The 16,279-nt window shown below is 52.2% G+C and carries 14 protein-coding genes and 1 tRNA gene; all 15 read right to left on the reverse strand.

The features are described 5' to 3' along the window. On the reverse strand, positions 1-102 hold a 102-nt coding region (locus tag E1162_RS00390), incomplete at its 3' end, for a GTP-binding protein (protein ID WP_155125489.1). A 43-nt stretch (positions 103-145) separates the two neighbouring features. Then, entirely contained in the window at positions 146-2,221 is a 2,076-nt protein-coding gene (gene fusA / locus E1162_RS00395; protein WP_155125491.1) for an elongation factor G, read from the reverse strand. Between the two features lie 23 nt (positions 2,222-2,244). Further along, complete coding sequence (rpsG, locus tag E1162_RS00400; RefSeq protein ID WP_155125493.1) at positions 2,245-2,715, reverse strand: 30S ribosomal protein S7; 471 nt, start codon at positions 2,713-2,715, stop codon at positions 2,245-2,247. A gap of 11 nt (positions 2,716-2,726) precedes the next feature. Next, positions 2,727-3,098, reverse strand: coding sequence for a 30S ribosomal protein S12 (rpsL, locus tag E1162_RS00405; protein WP_008548005.1), 372 nt, complete (start codon positions 3,096-3,098; stop codon positions 2,727-2,729). A gap of 516 nt (positions 3,099-3,614) precedes the next feature. Then, positions 3,615-3,938, reverse strand: coding sequence for a regulator (locus E1162_RS00410; RefSeq protein WP_155125495.1), 324 nt, complete (start codon positions 3,936-3,938; stop codon positions 3,615-3,617). 68 nt (positions 3,939-4,006) lie between these two features. Further along, on the reverse strand, positions 4,007-8,206 hold the full coding sequence (gene rpoC / locus E1162_RS00415) for a DNA-directed RNA polymerase subunit beta' (protein ID WP_155125497.1): 4,200 nt from the start codon (positions 8,204-8,206) through the stop codon (positions 4,007-4,009). Positions 8,207-8,305: 99 nt separating this feature from the next. Beyond that, a complete protein-coding gene (gene rpoB, locus E1162_RS00420; protein ID WP_155125499.1) occupies positions 8,306-12,448 on the reverse strand; it encodes a DNA-directed RNA polymerase subunit beta in 4,143 nt (1,380 codons plus the stop codon). A 184-nt stretch (positions 12,449-12,632) separates the two neighbouring features. Beyond that, a complete protein-coding gene (gene rplL / locus E1162_RS00425) occupies positions 12,633-13,004 on the reverse strand; it encodes a 50S ribosomal protein L7/L12 (RefSeq protein ID WP_155125501.1) in 372 nt (123 codons plus the stop codon). Positions 13,005-13,064: 60 nt separating this feature from the next. Continuing rightward, the gene (rplJ, locus tag E1162_RS00430; protein ID WP_371311747.1) at positions 13,065-13,583 is read right to left on the reverse strand and encodes a 50S ribosomal protein L10; all 519 of its coding nucleotides are present in this window, start codon (positions 13,581-13,583) and stop codon (positions 13,065-13,067) included. A gap of 312 nt (positions 13,584-13,895) precedes the next feature. Then, the gene (gene rplA / locus E1162_RS00435; RefSeq protein WP_155125503.1) at positions 13,896-14,591 is read right to left on the reverse strand and encodes a 50S ribosomal protein L1; all 696 of its coding nucleotides are present in this window, start codon (positions 14,589-14,591) and stop codon (positions 13,896-13,898) included. 5 nt (positions 14,592-14,596) lie between these two features. Beyond that, positions 14,597-15,025 (reverse strand): 50S ribosomal protein L11, encoded by a 429-nt coding sequence (rplK, locus tag E1162_RS00440; RefSeq protein ID WP_155125505.1) that lies wholly within the window; start codon positions 15,023-15,025, stop codon positions 14,597-14,599. Positions 15,026-15,139: 114 nt separating this feature from the next. Next, positions 15,140-15,673, reverse strand: a complete 534-nt coding sequence (gene nusG, locus E1162_RS00445) for a transcription termination/antitermination protein NusG (RefSeq protein ID WP_155125507.1) — start codon at positions 15,671-15,673, stop codon at positions 15,140-15,142. Between the two features lie 42 nt (positions 15,674-15,715). Then, positions 15,716-15,907, reverse strand: coding sequence for a preprotein translocase subunit SecE (gene secE, locus E1162_RS00450; RefSeq protein WP_155125509.1), 192 nt, complete (start codon positions 15,905-15,907; stop codon positions 15,716-15,718). 107 nt (positions 15,908-16,014) lie between these two features. After that, positions 16,015-16,090: transfer RNA gene (locus E1162_RS00455), tRNA-Trp, on the reverse strand. 119 nt (positions 16,091-16,209) lie between these two features. Further along, a partial coding sequence (locus E1162_RS19735) for an EF-Tu C-terminal domain-related protein (RefSeq protein ID WP_257098535.1) occupies positions 16,210-16,279 on the reverse strand: 70 nt, incomplete at its 5' end.

The following is a 16,279-nucleotide window of genomic DNA, read 5'->3' on the forward strand; positions in this document are numbered from 1 at the left end:
CTTGGTGATTGCAGCGGTCAGAGTGGTTTTGCCGTGGTCAACGTGGCCAATTGTGCCGATGTTGACGTGCGGTTTATTACGCTCAAATTTTTCTTTTGCCATCGGATTTCTCCGTTCTCTCTGTAATCCGTTTGACTGTGACTAGTTATGCGTATTTTGCAATAACGTCGTCTGCGACAGCCTGAGGGACCTGATCGTAATGATCGAACACCATGGAATACTGTGCACGTCCCTGCGACATAGAACGCAGGTTGTTGACGTAACCAAACATGTTGGCCAGCGGAACCATAGCAGTGATAACGGTCACGACACCGCGGTTTTCAGTACCGGAGATCTGACCTCGACGTGAGTTCAGGTCACCGATCACGTCACCCATGTAATCTTCTGGAGTGACAACTTCAACCTTCATAATTGGTTCTAGCAGCTTTGGACCAGCTTTAGCCACAGCTTCTCTAAAACCAGCACGGCCTGCGATCTCAAACGCGAGGACCGAGGAGTCAACATCGTGGTAAGCACCGTCAGTGAGGGTAGCTTTGATGTCAACCATCGGGAAGCCTGCGAGAGGACCGGAAGACATGACGGATTCGATACCTTTAGATACACCTGGGATGTATTCTTTAGGAACGTTACCGCCAACAACCGTGTCAGCAAACTCAAAACCAGCGCCAATTTCGTTAGGCTGGATGGAGAGTTTGATGCGAGCGAACTGACCAGTACCACCGGACTGCTTCTTGTGGGTATAGTCCACATCAGCAGGCTTGGTGATGGTTTCACGGTATGCCACCTGCGGCGCACCGATGTTCGCTTCAACCTTGAATTCGCGCTTCATGCGGTCAACAAGGATGTCCAGGTGAAGTTCGCCCATACCAGCAATGATGGTCTGGCCGGATTCTTCATCTGTTTTCACGCGGAAGGACGGATCTTCAGCAGCCAGACGGTTCAGGGCAAGGCCCATCTTTTCCTGGTCGCCTTTAGATTTTGGCTCAACAGCGATCTCGATAACTGGATCCGGGAACTCCATGCGTTCCAGAATTACCGGCTTCAGAGGATCACACAGGGTATCACCTGTTGTTGTGTCCTTCAGGCCTGCGATCGCAACGATGTCACCTGCATAGGCGATATCGATGTCTTCGCGGGAGTTGGAGTGCATCTGCATCATACGACCGACGCGCTCGCGCTTACCCTTAACGGTGTTCATTACGGAAGAGCCTTTGCTCAGAACACCAGAGTAAATGCGTGCGAAGGTCAGGGAACCAACGAACGGATCGTTCATGATCTTAAACGCAAGCATGCCGAGAGGTTCTTCATCGGAAGAACGACGTACGGTGTCGCTTTCGTCTTTAGGATCGATACCCTTAATAGCAGGAACGTCTACTGGGGAAGGCAGGTAGTCTACCACGCCGTCGAGCAGAGGCTGAACGCCTTTGTTCTTGAACGCAGAACCACAGAAGATCGGAACGAATTCACCAGCAATGGTACCCTTACGGATCAGAGCCTGGATCTGTTCGAAGGATGGTTCTTCACCTTCAAGGTAAGCTTCCATCGCAGCTTCGTCGATCTCGACAACCTTTTCGATCAGAGCGTCGCGTGCTTCAACAGCGCGGTCAGCCAGATCTGCAGGAATGTCTACAACGTCCCAGCTTGCGCCAAGGTCTTCACCGCGCCAGATCAGAGCCTTCATCTGAAGAAGGTCGACCACGCCTGCGAAGTCGCTTTCAGCGCCAACAGGAAGCTGTACAACAAGCGGGTTAGCACCGAGGCGCTTTTCGATCATGTCTACACAACGATCGAAGTCTGCGCCGAGCTTGTCCATCTTGTTGACGAAGATCATGCGAGGAACGTTGTACTTGTCAGCCTGACGCCATACGGTTTCAGTCTGAGGTTCAACGCCAGCGTTAGCGTCGAGAAGAGCTACCGCACCATCGAGAACACGCAGGGAACGCTCAACTTCAATGGTGAAGTCAACGTGGCCTGGGGTGTCGATGATGTTAAGACGCTTTTCTTTCCAGTGCGCGGTGGTAGCAGCAGAGGTAATGGTAATACCACGCTCCTGCTCCTGCTCCATCCAGTCCATGGTAGACGCACCGTCATGGGTTTCACCAATCTTGTGGTTCTTACCGGTATAGAAGAGGATACGCTCTGTCGTAGTCGTCTTACCAGCATCGATGTGTGCCATGATGCCGAAGTTACGGTAGTCCTCAATTTTGTGTGTGCGTGACATATGTCAGCCCCTATTCGGACGAATTACCAACGATAGTGCGAGAATGCACGGTTAGCATCAGCCATACGGTGCGTATCTTCGCGCTTCTTAACAGAGTTACCACGGTTGTTAGCTGCATCGAGCAGCTCGCCGGAAAGGCGACCAACCATAGTGGTTTCATTGCGGCCACGGGCTGCGGAAATCAGCCAGCGAATAGCCAGCGCCTGACGGCGTTCTGCGCGAACCTCAACAGGAACCTGGTAGGTTGCACCACCGACGCGGCGGGAACGCACTTCCACCTGCGGCATGACGTTTTCAAGCGCTGTGTGGAATGCTTCAATTGGGTTGTTGCCGGTTTTGCTCTCGATTACATCGAATGCACCGTAAACGATAGCTTCAGCAACGGATTTCTTACCATCCAGCATTACCGCGTTCATGAACTTGGTAACTACGGTATCTCCGAACTTTGGATCCGGAAGGACTTTACGCTTTTCTGCGGCGTGACGACGGGACATTGGCTACCCTCTTATTTCGGACGCTTCGCGCCGTACTTGGAACGACGCTGCTTACGATCTTTGACGCCCTGAGTATCCAGAACACCGCGAATAATGTGGTAACGAACGCCCGGCAAATCCTTTACGCGGCCGCCGCGGATCATCACTACGGAGTGTTCCTGCAGGTTATGGCCTTCGCCCGGGATGTAACCGATAACTTCGAAGCCGTTAGTCAGACGGATTTTTGCCACTTTACGAAGAGCCGAGTTAGGCTTCTTAGGAGTGGTTGTGTAAACGCGGGTACAAACACCACGCTTCTGCGGACATGCCTCCATTGCAGGCACTTTGTTCCGCTTAGCCGGCACTTGGCGCGGTTTACGGATCAACTGGTTGATCGTCGGCATACTTTTATTGCCCTTTACCTAATGTTCTTCAGCCGCTAGCGGCCCTGATAAACAGACGTAAAGGCACCGATCCGCAAAAGTCTTACGGAAGGCACCAACTGGAATCAGAGGACCACTAGAGCGGTCATGCTATCGACGTAAATTCGTCTATAAACCCGACAGCGTTTAAGCTTCAGTATTCCGGGACGAGGCGCCCACGGAGAAGGACATTGCTTACCGCCTGCCATAAGGTTGCGCGGAAACTACTCAGCAGTCCCGCTTTCGTCAAGTGCTTTCCCGCTAAAAAACCGCCCGATAGGCGATTCTCTTGGCGCGAACCTGCCCCTGACACTTACCCAAGGGTGCATCGGGTAATAAAAGTCACACGGTGCACCCGGATTCGTTCATTTATTACCGAAAGGTTAATGAACCCTCCCCCTGCCCTTGCGAAACAGGCTCAAAGCCTGCTGGTGGAGGAAGAATCCTTATAGCTGTAATCACCGGCAGTAATTGCCGCCTACTACAACCCTACCCTTCTCAGCCTTCTTTGAAGGAGATGATCGCAACATTACCTGCGAGTGCATCACGATATGCATCTGCAAGGGTTGGCTCATCCGGCTCTTCAGTGACCAAACCAATTTGGTCGAGTTCAGCCGAAGCGTAACCCTGCTCGCCCAATGCTTCCAAAGAACGGCGGATCGCGGAATCATCATCTACTGCGGTCAAAATGATGTTGAAGGGAATTGCGTCTTCCGCTTCACCTTCATCTTCTTCCCAACCACGGCCAACGATCACGTAAACGATTGGCTCTTCACCGTTGTCGATCAGGTCAGACAACTTTCTTTCGTTTTCTTGTGTCATAGTCCTATCCCTAAAAAAGAAGGGCCACCAACGTTGGCGGCCCTTTCACTATTTTCTTTTGATCGCTCTTAGTTGAACCCGCGGCTGAAATCTTCCAGCATTGAGTCCGCAGTGCCTGCATCGGAAGCAGCGCGGCGAGCATCCTGAATGAGATCGTCGCGCAGTGTTGCCACTTTGCGGATCTTGTTCATTGCCCCGCCGGTACCTGCTGGGATGAGGCGACCAACGATCACGTTTTCTTTCAGGCCGTCGAGTGGATCGATCTTTCCGTAAACCGCCGCTTCGGTAAGAACGCGGGTGGTTTCCTGGAAGGATGCAGCCGAGAAGAACGAACGGGTCTGCAAGCTTGCCTTGGTGATACCCAGAAGAACTGGAACCGCCTTAGCAGGATCGCGTGCACGATCGATCGCCTTGAGGTTCGCTTCGTCGAAGTCGATTTTGTCGACCTGTTCGCCAGCGAAGAACTCGGTTTCACCCGGATCGGTGATTTCCACTTTCTGAAGCATCTGACGAACAATCACTTCGATGTGCTTGTCGTTGATGCCCACGCCCTGAAGACGGTAAACTTCCTGAATCTCGTTCACGAGGTAAGCTGCCAGAGCCTCTACACCCTTAATTGCAAGGATGTCGTGCGGCGCTGGGTTACCGTCGAGCAGGTATTCACCCTTCTCGATGGTGTCGCCTTCCTGAAGGTGGAAGTGCTTACCCTTTGGAATGAGGTATTCAACCGGTTCCAGAGTTTCGTCGTGTGGCTCGATAATGATGCGACGCTTGTTCTTGTAGTCGCGACCGAAGCGGATGGTACCATCGATTTCAGCGATGATCGCATGATCCTTCGGACGACGAGCTTCGAACAGTTCCGCAACGCGTGGCAGACCACCGGTGATGTCTTTGGTCTTGGCGCTTTCCAGAGGAATACGTGCAAGAACGTCACCAGCAGAAACGCTGTCACCAAGCTGAACAGAAAGGATCGCATCAGGAGACAGGAGCGAACGAGCGTCGCCACCACGAGCCAGTTTCATTGGCTTGTTGTCTTTGTCGTTGATTACGATCGCAGGCTTCAGATCAGCACCGCGCTGCGAACTACGCCAGTCGATAACGACGCGCTTGGTAATACCAGTCGCCTCATCGGTGGTTTCCTTAACGGAGGTACCATCAACGAGATCTTCGAAGGACACTTTACCACCAACCTCAGAAAGGATTGGACGGGTGTATGGATCCCACTCAGCAAGACGCTGGCCGCGTTTAACTTCATCACCTTCATCAACATGCAGCTTGGAGCCGTATGTCAGGCGGTGGGAAGCGCGCTCGTTACCATCGCTATCGATGATCTGGATGGACATGTTACGAGCCATAACAACCGTATTGCCATCGGAATCGCGGGCAATATGGCGGTTACGCATCTGTACCGTGCCTTCTACAGAAGACTCGATGTAGGAGCTGTCAACAACCTGTGCCGTACCACCGATGTGGAAGGTACGCATGGTCAGCTGGGTACCAGGCTCACCGATGGACTGCGCAGCGATAACGCCAACAGCTTCACCAGTGTTAACCGGAGTACCGCGAGCAAGGTCGCGACCGTAACATGCAGCACAAACGCCGGTTTTGGTTTCACATGTCAGAACCGAACGGATCTTGATCATCTGAACCTTAGCGTCTTCGATCAGCTCAACGTCTTTTTCATCAATCAGGCGACCACGAGGTACGAGAACCTCACCGGTCTTGTGGTTGATGATGTCTTCAGCCGCAGTACGGCCGAGAACGCGCTGACCAAGAGAAGCGATAACGTTACCAGCATCAACGATAGGCTGAACAGTGATACCACCTTCGGAACCGCAATCGCGTTCCAGAATGATGCTGTCCTGTGCAACGTCAACGAGACGACGGGTAAGGTAACCGGAGTTCGCAGTTTTAAGAGCGGTATCTGCAAGACCCTTACGAGCACCGTGGGTGGAGTTGAAGTACTCCAGAACGGTCAGACCTTCTTTAAAGTTAGCGATAATCGGGTTCTCGATGATGGAGCCATCCGGCTTCGCCATCAGACCACGCATACCACCGAGCTGCTTCATCTGCGCTGGGGAACCACGAGCACCGGAGTGAGCCATCATGTAAACAGAGTTCATCTGCTTCTGACGGCCGGTTTCCGCATCGTATTCGGTCGCGGAGATACGCTTCATCATCTCGTCAGCAACACGGTCAGTACATTTCGCCCAAGCATCAACAACCTTGTTGTACTTTTCGCCCTGGGTGATCAGACCATCGTTGTACTGCTGTTCGTATTCAGTAACCAGAGAAGTGGTCTGGTCAACAAGGGTCTTCTTCGCGTCAGGAATGAGCATGTCATCCTTACCGAAGGAGATACCTGCACGACAAGCGTTCTTGAAGCCGAGTTCCATGATGCGGTCACAGAAGATAACGGTCTCTTTCTGACCACAAGCACGGTAAACCGTGTCGATCATCTTAGAGATTTCTTTCTTCGTCATCAGCTTGTTACAGACGTCGAAAGGAACTTCAAAGTGCTTAGGCAGCAGCTCTGCAATCATGAGACGACCTGGGGTGGTCTCATAGATGTTGGAAACCTGCTCACCGTATTCGTTAACAGTCTTGAAGCGACCACGGATCTTGGTGTGAACGGTAATGGCTTTGCTTTCCAGCGCGTGGTGCAGCTCACCCATGTTACCGAACGCCATGCCCTCTCCCGGCTCACCTTCTGCCATGATGGACAGGTAGTAGAGACCAAGAACAATATCCTGCGAAGGAACGATGATAGGACCACCGTTTGCCGGATGCAGAATGTTGTTGGTGGACATCATGAGGGTACGGGCTTCAAGCTGCGCTTCCAGAGAAAGCGGAACGTGAACAGCCATCTGGTCACCGTCGAAGTCAGCGTTAAACGCGGAACAGACGAGCGGGTGCAGCTGGATAGCCTTACCTTCAATCAGGGTCGGTTCGAATGCCTGGATACCAAGACGGTGCAGGGTCGGCGCACGGTTCAGAAGAACCGGATGCTCGCGGATAACCTCATCAAGGATATCCCAAACTTCTGGGCGCTCTTTCTCCACCAGCTTCTTCGCCTGTTTAACAGTTGAAGAGAAGCCTTTGGCATCAAGACGGGAGTAGATGAATGGCTTGAACAGCTCAAGAGCCATCTTCTTAGGAAGACCGCACTGATGCAGCTTAAGCTCAGGACCTACGGTAATTACGGAACGACCGGAGTAGTCAACGCGCTTACCCAGAAGGTTCTGACGGAAGCGGCCCTGCTTACCCTTCAGCATGTCGGAGAGCGACTTCAGAGGACGCTTGTTAGCACCCTGAATTACGCGACCGCGACGACCGTTATCGAACAGCGCGTCAACAGATTCCTGCAGCATACGCTTTTCGTTACGGATGATGATGTCCGGCGCGCGAAGCTCGATCAGACGCTTCAGGCGGTTGTTACGGTTGATTACACGACGGTAAAGGTCGTTAAGGTCAGACGTCGCGAAACGGCCACCGTCCAGTGGAACCAGCGGACGAAGATCCGGTGGAATCACAGGAACAACGGTCAGGATCATCCATTCAGGACGGTTACCAGACTCGATGAACGCTTCAACAACCTTCAAACGCTTAGCCAGTTTCTTAGGCTTCAGTTCGGTGGTCGCTTCTGCGATTTCCTGACGGATCTTTTCGGACTCGCGCTGCAAGTCCATAGACATCAGGATTTCACGGATCGCTTCCGCACCGATCATAGCGGTGAAGGCGTCTTCGCCGTATTCGTCCTGAGCGTTGACGTAATCTTCTTCAGACAGCAACTGGTGCTGTTTAAGAGGGGTCAAGCCCGGCTCGATAACGACGTAGTTTTCGAAATACAGGATGCGCTCAAGATCCTTGAGCGTCATGTCCAGAAGCATACCAATACGGGATGGCAGGGACTTCAGGAACCAGATATGCGCCACAGGAGCTGCAAGCTCAATGTGACCCATACGTTCACGGCGTACGCGGGAAAGAGTGACTTCAACGCCACACTTCTCACAGATAACGCCTTTATACTTCATGCGCTTATACTTACCGCACAAGCACTCGTAGTCCTTTACAGGACCGAAGATGCGCGCACAGAACAGACCATCACGCTCAGGCTTGAACGTACGATAGTTGATCGTTTCCGGCTTCTTGATTTCACCAAAGGACCAGGAAAGAATTTTTTCCGGGCTGGCAATCGAGATGCGGATATGATCGAAGGTCTGCGCTGGAGCCTGCTGATTGAACAGGTTCATGACCTCTTGCGACATCATCTCTCTCCTCAGATGCGCGGTTCGGGGAGACCTCTAAAGGCTCCCCTCTTCCGGCAGGAAAATCAAATAGGGCGATTGAAGGGGGCTGCGGAATTATTATTCCGCAGCGTCAAACGCCTGCGCGTCATCGTTCGAAGGAACAGGCTTATCCTTGTCCTCAAGCTCTACGTTCAAGCACAAGGAACGCATTTCCTTGACGAGAACGTTGAAGCTTTCCGGAATACCCGCTTCGAAGGTGTCATCACCGCGTACAATGGCTTCATAAACCTTCGTACGACCAGCAACGTCATCCGACTTAACGGTAAGCATTTCCTGAAGGGTGTATGCCGCGCCATATGCTTCAAGCGCCCATACCTCCATCTCACCGAAGCGCTGACCACCGAACTGGGCTTTACCACCCAGAGGCTGCTGCGTAACGAGAGAGTAAGGACCGATCGAACGTGCGTGGATCTTGTCATCGACAAGGTGATGCAGCTTCAGCATGTAGATGTAGCCAACAGTCACAGGACGGTCGAACTGTTCACCGGTACGACCATCGAACAGACGAGACTGACCGGATGGGTCGAGTTCCGCGATGTTGAGCATATCTACAACGTCAGGCTCACGAGCACCGTCGAATACTGGTGTAGCAATCGGCACACCGGTTCTCAGCTGCTCAGCGCAACGTACAACGCTTTCGTCGTCGTATTCGCTAACCTGATCACCCTTGAAGTTATCTCCGTAAATTTCGGAGAGCTTCATGCGAAGTGGTTCCACGCTACCGTTGCGGCGGTACTCATCATAGAGTTCGCCGATGCGCTTACCCATACCGGCACACGCCCAACCCAGGTGAGTCTCAAGAATCTGACCCACGTTCATACGGGAAGGCACGCCCAGAGGGTTCAGCACGATATCAACGTGTGTACCGTCCTCGAGGAATGGCATATCTTCACAAGGGTTGATTTTGGAAACTACACCCTTGTTACCGTGACGACCAGCCATCTTATCGCCTGGCTGAATCTTACGCTTCACAGCAACGAAGACTTTAACCATCTTCATGACGCCTGGTGGCAGCTCGTCACCGCGCTGCAGCTTTTCAACCTTGTCGATGAAACGCTGCTCGAGGCGCTTACGGCTCTCATCATAAGAACCGCGCAGAGCTTCCAGTTCGCCCATGAGCTTTTCGTCTTCGAAAGCAAACTGCCACCACTGAGAGCGAGGGAACTCGTTCAGCAGGTCGCCGTTTACCACTGCACCCTTACGGGAACCACGAGGACCAGCAACAATTTCACGATCCATAATCATCTCAGCCAGACGGCCATAGACGTTACGGTCAAGAATTGCCTGTTCGTCATCACGGTCTTTTGCAAGACGCTCAATTTCCTCGCGCTCGATAGCCATCGCGCGTTCGTCTTTTTCAACGCCGTGGCGGTTGAATACACGAACTTCAACAACAGTACCGGTCACGCCAGGTGGCAGACGCATAGAAGTATCGCGAACGTCAGAAGCTTTCTCACCGAAGATCGCACGCAGAAGTTTTTCTTCTGGGGTCATTGGGCTTTCGCCCTTCGGTGTGATTTTACCGACGAGGATATCGCCAGGCTTCACTTCTGCACCAACGTAAACGATACCAGCTTCGTCAAGGTTCTTGAGAGCTTCTTCGGATACGTTAGGAATATCGCGAGTAATTTCTTCAGGGCCGAGCTTGGTATCACGAGCCATCACTTCGAATTCTTCGAGGTGGATGGAAGTGAACACGTCATCGCGAACGATGCGCTCGGACAGAAGGATGGAGTCTTCGAAGTTGTAACCGTTCCAAGGCATAAACGCGACAAGCACGTTACGGCCAAGAGCCAGATCACCCTGCTCGGTGGAAGGACCATCAGCAATGATGTCGCCTTTACCGATACGGTCGCCAACGTTCACAAGTGGACGCTGGTTGATACAGGTGTCCTGGTTAGAACGCTGGAACTTCTGCAGACGGTAGATGTCAACGCCGGACTTGGACGGATCCAGATCTTCGGTTGCACGGATAACGATACGGGTCGCGTCAACCTGGTCAACAACACCACCACGACGGGCAGTAATCGCTGCACCAGAGTCACGAGCAACAACCTGCTCCATACCGGTACCTACAAACGGAGCCTGCGCACGAACGAGCGGCACAGCCTGACGCATCATGTTCGCACCCATAAGAGCGCGGTTCGCGTCATCGTTTTCAAGGAACGGAATGAGGGATGCTGCTACAGACACCAGCTGCTTTGGAGACACGTCCATGAAGTCAACGCGCTCAGCAGGAACAAGCATGTTCTCGCCAGCGTGACGACACTGGATCAGTTCAGCTTCAAAGCGACCATCTTCGCCAAATGGAACGTTCGCCTGACCAACGTAGTATTTGCTCTCTTCCATAGCGGATAGATAAACAACATCGTTAGTTACAACGCCGTCCACTACGCGACGGTATGGGCTTTCAATAAAGCCATACTTGTTCACGCGAGCGAAGGTTGCCAAGGAGTTGATCAGACCGATGTTCGGACCTTCAGGGGTCTCAATCGGGCAGATACGACCATAGTGTGTTGGGTGAACGTCGCGAACTTCGAAGCCTGCGCGCTCACGGGTCAAACCACCAGGACCAAGCGCCGACAGGCGTCGCTTATGGGTCACTTCGGAAAGTGGGTTGGTTTGGTCCATGAACTGGGAAAGCTGGGAAGAACCGAAGAACTCACGAACAGCAGCTGCTGCTGGCTTCGCGTTGATCAGATCCTGTGGCATCACAGTGTCGATCTCTACGGAGCTCATGCGTTCTTTGATTGCGCGTTCCATACGCAGCAGACCAACGCGATACTGGTTTTCCATGAGTTCGCCAACAGAGCGAACACGACGGTTGCCAAGGTTATCGATATCGTCGATTTCACCGCGACCATCACGCAGATCAAGAAGGGTCTTGATTACTGCAAGAATGTCTTCTTTGCGCAGGGTGCGAACGGTGTCTTCACACTGAAGATCCATACGCATGTTCATCTTCACACGGCCAACCGCGGAAAGATCGTAACGCTCTGCATCAAAGAACAAGGAGTGGAACATCGCTTCCGCGGTTTCCATGGTCGGTGGCTCACCAGGACGCATGACGCGGTAGATGTCGAACAGCGCATCTTCACGGGCATCAGACTTGTCTGCTGCCAGAGTGTTGCGGATGTACGGACCGGTATTGACGTGGTCAATATCCAGAACCGGAATTTCTACGAAACCACGGTCAACCAGTTCAGCCAGCATCTTCTCGGTGATTTCTTCACCGGCTTCTGCATAGATTTCACCAGTCTGGTGGTTCACCATATCTTCAGCGAGATACTGGGTGATCAGGTCATCATCGGTAACTTTGATGGCCTTAACGCCCTTGTCCTCAAGCTGACGGATGGTGCGAGCGGTAATCTTCTTACCTTCTTCGATTACAACTTCGCCGCTATCAGCGTCGATCATGTCGAAGGTAGCTTTGGTGCCTTTCAGACGTGCGCCGTCGAAAGGAACGCGCCAAGAGCCGTTGCCTTCACTGATGTAATCAATGCGGTTGTAGAAGGTGTTGAGGATTTCTTCTGGGGTCAGACCCAGAGCCATCAACAAGGATGTGACAGGAATCTTACGACGACGATCGATACGTGCATGCACGATATCTTTAGCGTCGAACTCGATGTCCAGCCAGGAACCGCGGTAAGGAATGATGCGTGCGGCAAAAAGGAGCTTGCCTGAAGAGTGGGTTTTGCCCTTATCATGGTCGAAGAACACACCTGGAGAGCGGTGCATCTGAGACACGATAACGCGCTCGGTACCGTTAATTACAAAGGTACCGTTCTCGGTCATGAAAGGCATATCGCCCATAAAGACATCTTGTTCTTTGATGTCTTTAACGGACTTGGCTCCTGTATCCTCATCTACGTCGAATACAATCAAACGCAGTGTGAGTTTCAATGGAGCGGAGTACGTCATATCGCGCTGACGGCACTCGTCTACATCGTATTTAGGGGCTTCGAACTCGTAGTCCACATACTCAAGTAGAGCAGTCCCAGCGAAATCCGAGATAGGAAAAACGGATTTGAAAACGGCCTCAAGGCCTTCGTCAACACGACCATCCTCTGGCTTACCGACTTGCAAGAATTGGTCATAAGACGCCTTCTGCACCTCGATAAGATTTGGCATAGCCGCTACATCGCGGATAGATCCGAAGTACTTACGGACCTTCTTGCGACCGTTGAACGTCTGCGTCATTGTCGCTCCTCGTATCACTCGAAAGGTGACGGTTCAGCGAAACTACGCGGCATATTTCCTAGCATGTCCACGCACCTTCACAGAACCGTCCCCCGTTGGGACGTATACCCCGGCCGGGACAATTCCCGCCAGGGTCTTAAAGCAGCCCCGGATTTCTCCGGGGCTGTTATAGAAGTACTCAAGATTACTTGAGTTCAACCTTTGCGCCAGCTTCTTCGAGCTTCTTCTTGAGCTCAGCAGCTTCTTCCTTAGAAACCTGTTCTTTAACAGTCTTAGGAGCGCCTTCTACGAGTTCTTTAGCTTCTTTCAGGCCAAGACCGGTGATCGCACGTACTTCTTTGATCACGTTGATTTTCTTGTCGCCTGCGTCTGCGAGAACAACGTCGAATTCGGTCTGTTCTTCAGCAGCAGCACCTGCATCAGCAGCAACTGCAGCAACTGCTACAGGAGCAGCAGCAGAAACGCCCCACTTTTCTTCGAGCATTTTGGAAAGCTCAGCAGCTTCCATAACGGTCAGGGTGGAGAGTTCTTCTACGATCTTTTCGAGATCAGCCATTTTCTTAGTACCTTAATGTTCGAACCGCTTTGGGTTTTGACAAAATTATGTGGTTCCGCCTTACGCGGCTTGGTCCTTCTCGGCGTACGCATTGAAGACGCGAGCAAGCTGCCCGGCCGGTGCGCTGGTAACCATGGCGATGCGGGTCGCTGGAGTCTGGAGCATGCCAATAAGCTTGCCACGCAGTTCGTCCAGAGAAGGCATCGTTGCAAGGGAGTTAACGCCTGCAACATCCAGGTTAGTTGTGCCAAGAGCACCACCAAGGATTACGAACTTGTCGTTAGCCTTAGCGAAGTTAGCAGCTACCTTAGGTGCAGCAACTGGATCGTCAGAGTAGACGATTACAGTTGGGCCCTGGAACAGGTCGCTGATGTGCTCTAGGTCAGTGCCTTGAAGGGCAAGCTTTACCAGGCGGTTTTTAGCTACTTTAACAGTGCTACCTGCTTCACGAGCATCAGCACGAAGCTGAGTCATCTGTGCAACAGACAGACCTGCATAGTGCGCTACGACCGCAACGCCAGCGCTACCAAGCACTTCGTTGAAGGACGTGACGAACTGTTGCTTATCCGCTCTTTCCACTTGCCTACTCCATTTGGCGATAGGAGAAACTCCAATCGCCGGTTTGCCTTTGCCGCTTTAGAAGCCGAAACTTCCAAAAACGACGCTCAGGGTTCCTGTCCCCTTGCGCGCCGTTTGGCACAGCAAGGCTTTTCGGTTCGAACCAAGAAGCTGCACGTAGTCAGTCATTATTGGTTCTCTTCCATCTATGCAGGCCTCTTGCGAAATTAAACCAGTTGCCTGGCACCTGCAGTCTCGGACAAGGAATTGACAAGCCTCACGACTTGTCGGAACTCCCCTCCCCGGAGGGAGGGAAGAAAACTTGTATTACCGTTATTCGGTAATAGAAGCCAGTTCAACCTTAACGCCTGGACCCATTGTCGAAGACAGAGCCACGCGCTTCAGGTATGTACCCTTTGCACCAGTTGGCTTAGCTTTGACAACAGCATCTACGAGCGCTTTGACGTTTTCAGCAAGTTTTTCGTTTTCGAAGGAAACTTTGCCTACGCCAGCGTGAATGATACCAGCTTTTTCAACGCGGAACTGTACAGAGCCGCCTTTAGCGTCTGTAACAGCTTTAGTTACGTCCGGAGTCACGGTGCCAACCTTAGGGTTTGGCATCATGCCACGTGGGCCGAGGATTTTACCAAGGCGACCAACGAGTGGCATCATGTCCGGAGTAGCAATGACGGTATCGAAGTTGATAGTACCGCCCTGGATCTGCTGTACCAGTTCTTCTGCGCCAACAACGTCTGCACCAGCAGCAGTTGCTTCTTCAGCTTTTGCATCGCGAGCAAATACTGCAACGCGCACGGTTTTACCGGTGCCGTTTGGCAGCACGCAAGCGCCGCGAACCATCTGGTCAGCATGACGAGGGTCTACGCCCAGGTTGATAGCGATTTCCAGGGTCTGGTCGAACTTGGTAGCACCAATAGACTTCAGAGTGGAGATAGCTTCATCCAGAGAGTAAAGCTTGTTGCGATCTACGCCCTCACGAGCGGCTTTAATGCGCTTACCGACTTTCGCCATCTCTATTACTCCGTAACTTCCACGCCCATAGAGCGGGCAGAGCCTTCGATCTGAAGCATTGCTGCTTCGATGTCGTTAGCGTTCAGGTCTTTCATTTTCGCTTCAGCGATTTCGCGAACCTGAGCTTTGGTGATGGAACCTACGGTGCCACGACCAGGAGTCTGGGAACCAGACTTCAGGTTAGCTGCCTTCTTGATGAAATAAGACGCAGGAGCGGTCTTGATTTCGAAGGTGAAAGACTTATCAGAGTAATAAGTGATTACGGTTGGGCAAGGAGTACCCTTCTCAACATCCTGAGTCTTAGCGTTGAACGCCTTACAGAATTCCATGATGTTAAGACCGCGCTGACCCAGCGCAGGACCGATTGGCGGGGACGGAGTAGCAGAACCCGCTGGAACCTGGAGTTTCAGGTAACCTACAATTTTCTTCGCCATAATTCCTCTCCAAAAAGGATACCCGGATCATTCAATCACGGGCTTATAAGAGGCGGGCGGTCTGGCTTGCGCGCACCGGCGAAGTGCACCCTGCCTGCCGCCCCGTTACACGGATCAGCCGACTTTGTCGACCTGACCGTACTCGAGCTCGACCGGTGTTTCACGGCCGAAGATAGACACAGTCACTTTAAGACGTGCCCGTTCCTCATCGACTTCTTCGACAAGACCAGAGAAGGAAGCGAACGGACCGTCAGAAACGCGAACCTGCTCACCAACTTCGAAACTTACAGAAGGTTTAGGTGCTTCAACACCTTCCTGAACCTGATTCAGGATACGCTGAGCCTCAGCCTCGGAAATAGGCATAGGCTTCTTATCATTACCGAGGAAACCGGAAACACGTGGCGTATCGTTGATCAGGTGATAAGTATCGTCGGTCATTTCCATCTTCACCAGAACATAACCTGGGAAGAATTTACGCTCGGCATCGACCTTACGGCCGCGACGCACTTCAACGAATTTTTCGGTCGGGACCAGTACTTCTTCGAAGAGATCCTCAAGACCCTGCTGCTTGGCTTTTTCCTTAATCGCCTCACAAACTTTTTTCTCAAAGTTTGAGTAGGCGTGGACGATGTACCAGCGCTTAGCCATAGATAAAATTCCGATCCTGCTCGAGTGTTTTACAACAGCTTATTAAAAGCCGAGCAGCAAACTAATAACCCAGCTCATGAGCTGATCTGCTGCAAGAAAGAACAAAGACGCAACCGCAACCATGATGAAAACCATTACAGTGGTAATGGAAGTCTCACGGCGGCTTGGCCACGTTACTTTCGAGGTCTCAGCACGCACCTGCTGGAAAAATGTAAAAGGATTGGTTTTTGCCATCCGGTCCCGGCCCATCTCACGACAGGTGGGCGCGTGAAACACTTCACGCGCCCTACCTTCGAGAAAAAATCTTCTACGCTACAATCATCACACAATCAAGGCCAAAATGGCAGGGGCAGCAGGGCTCGAACCCGCGACCTACGGTTTTGGAGACCGTCGCTCTACCAACTGAGCTATACCCCTGTAGTCGCCTCATTTCTTTTGAGAGACATTGCCAGATCATCCTGCAGGACCATCGTAGCGTTCGCTTGGTTGCGCTGATGTACAAGTTTCAGCGCAACCTGTAAAGTAGATTTCTCTACTTATTCAATGATTTCGGCTACAACGCCTGCACCAACGGTGCGGCCACCTTCGCGGATAGCGAAGCGCAGA

Source organism: Pseudovibrio flavus (genome assembly GCF_009711345.1).
GTDB classification, from domain to species: Bacteria; Pseudomonadota; Alphaproteobacteria; order Rhizobiales; family Stappiaceae; genus Pseudovibrio; species Pseudovibrio flavus.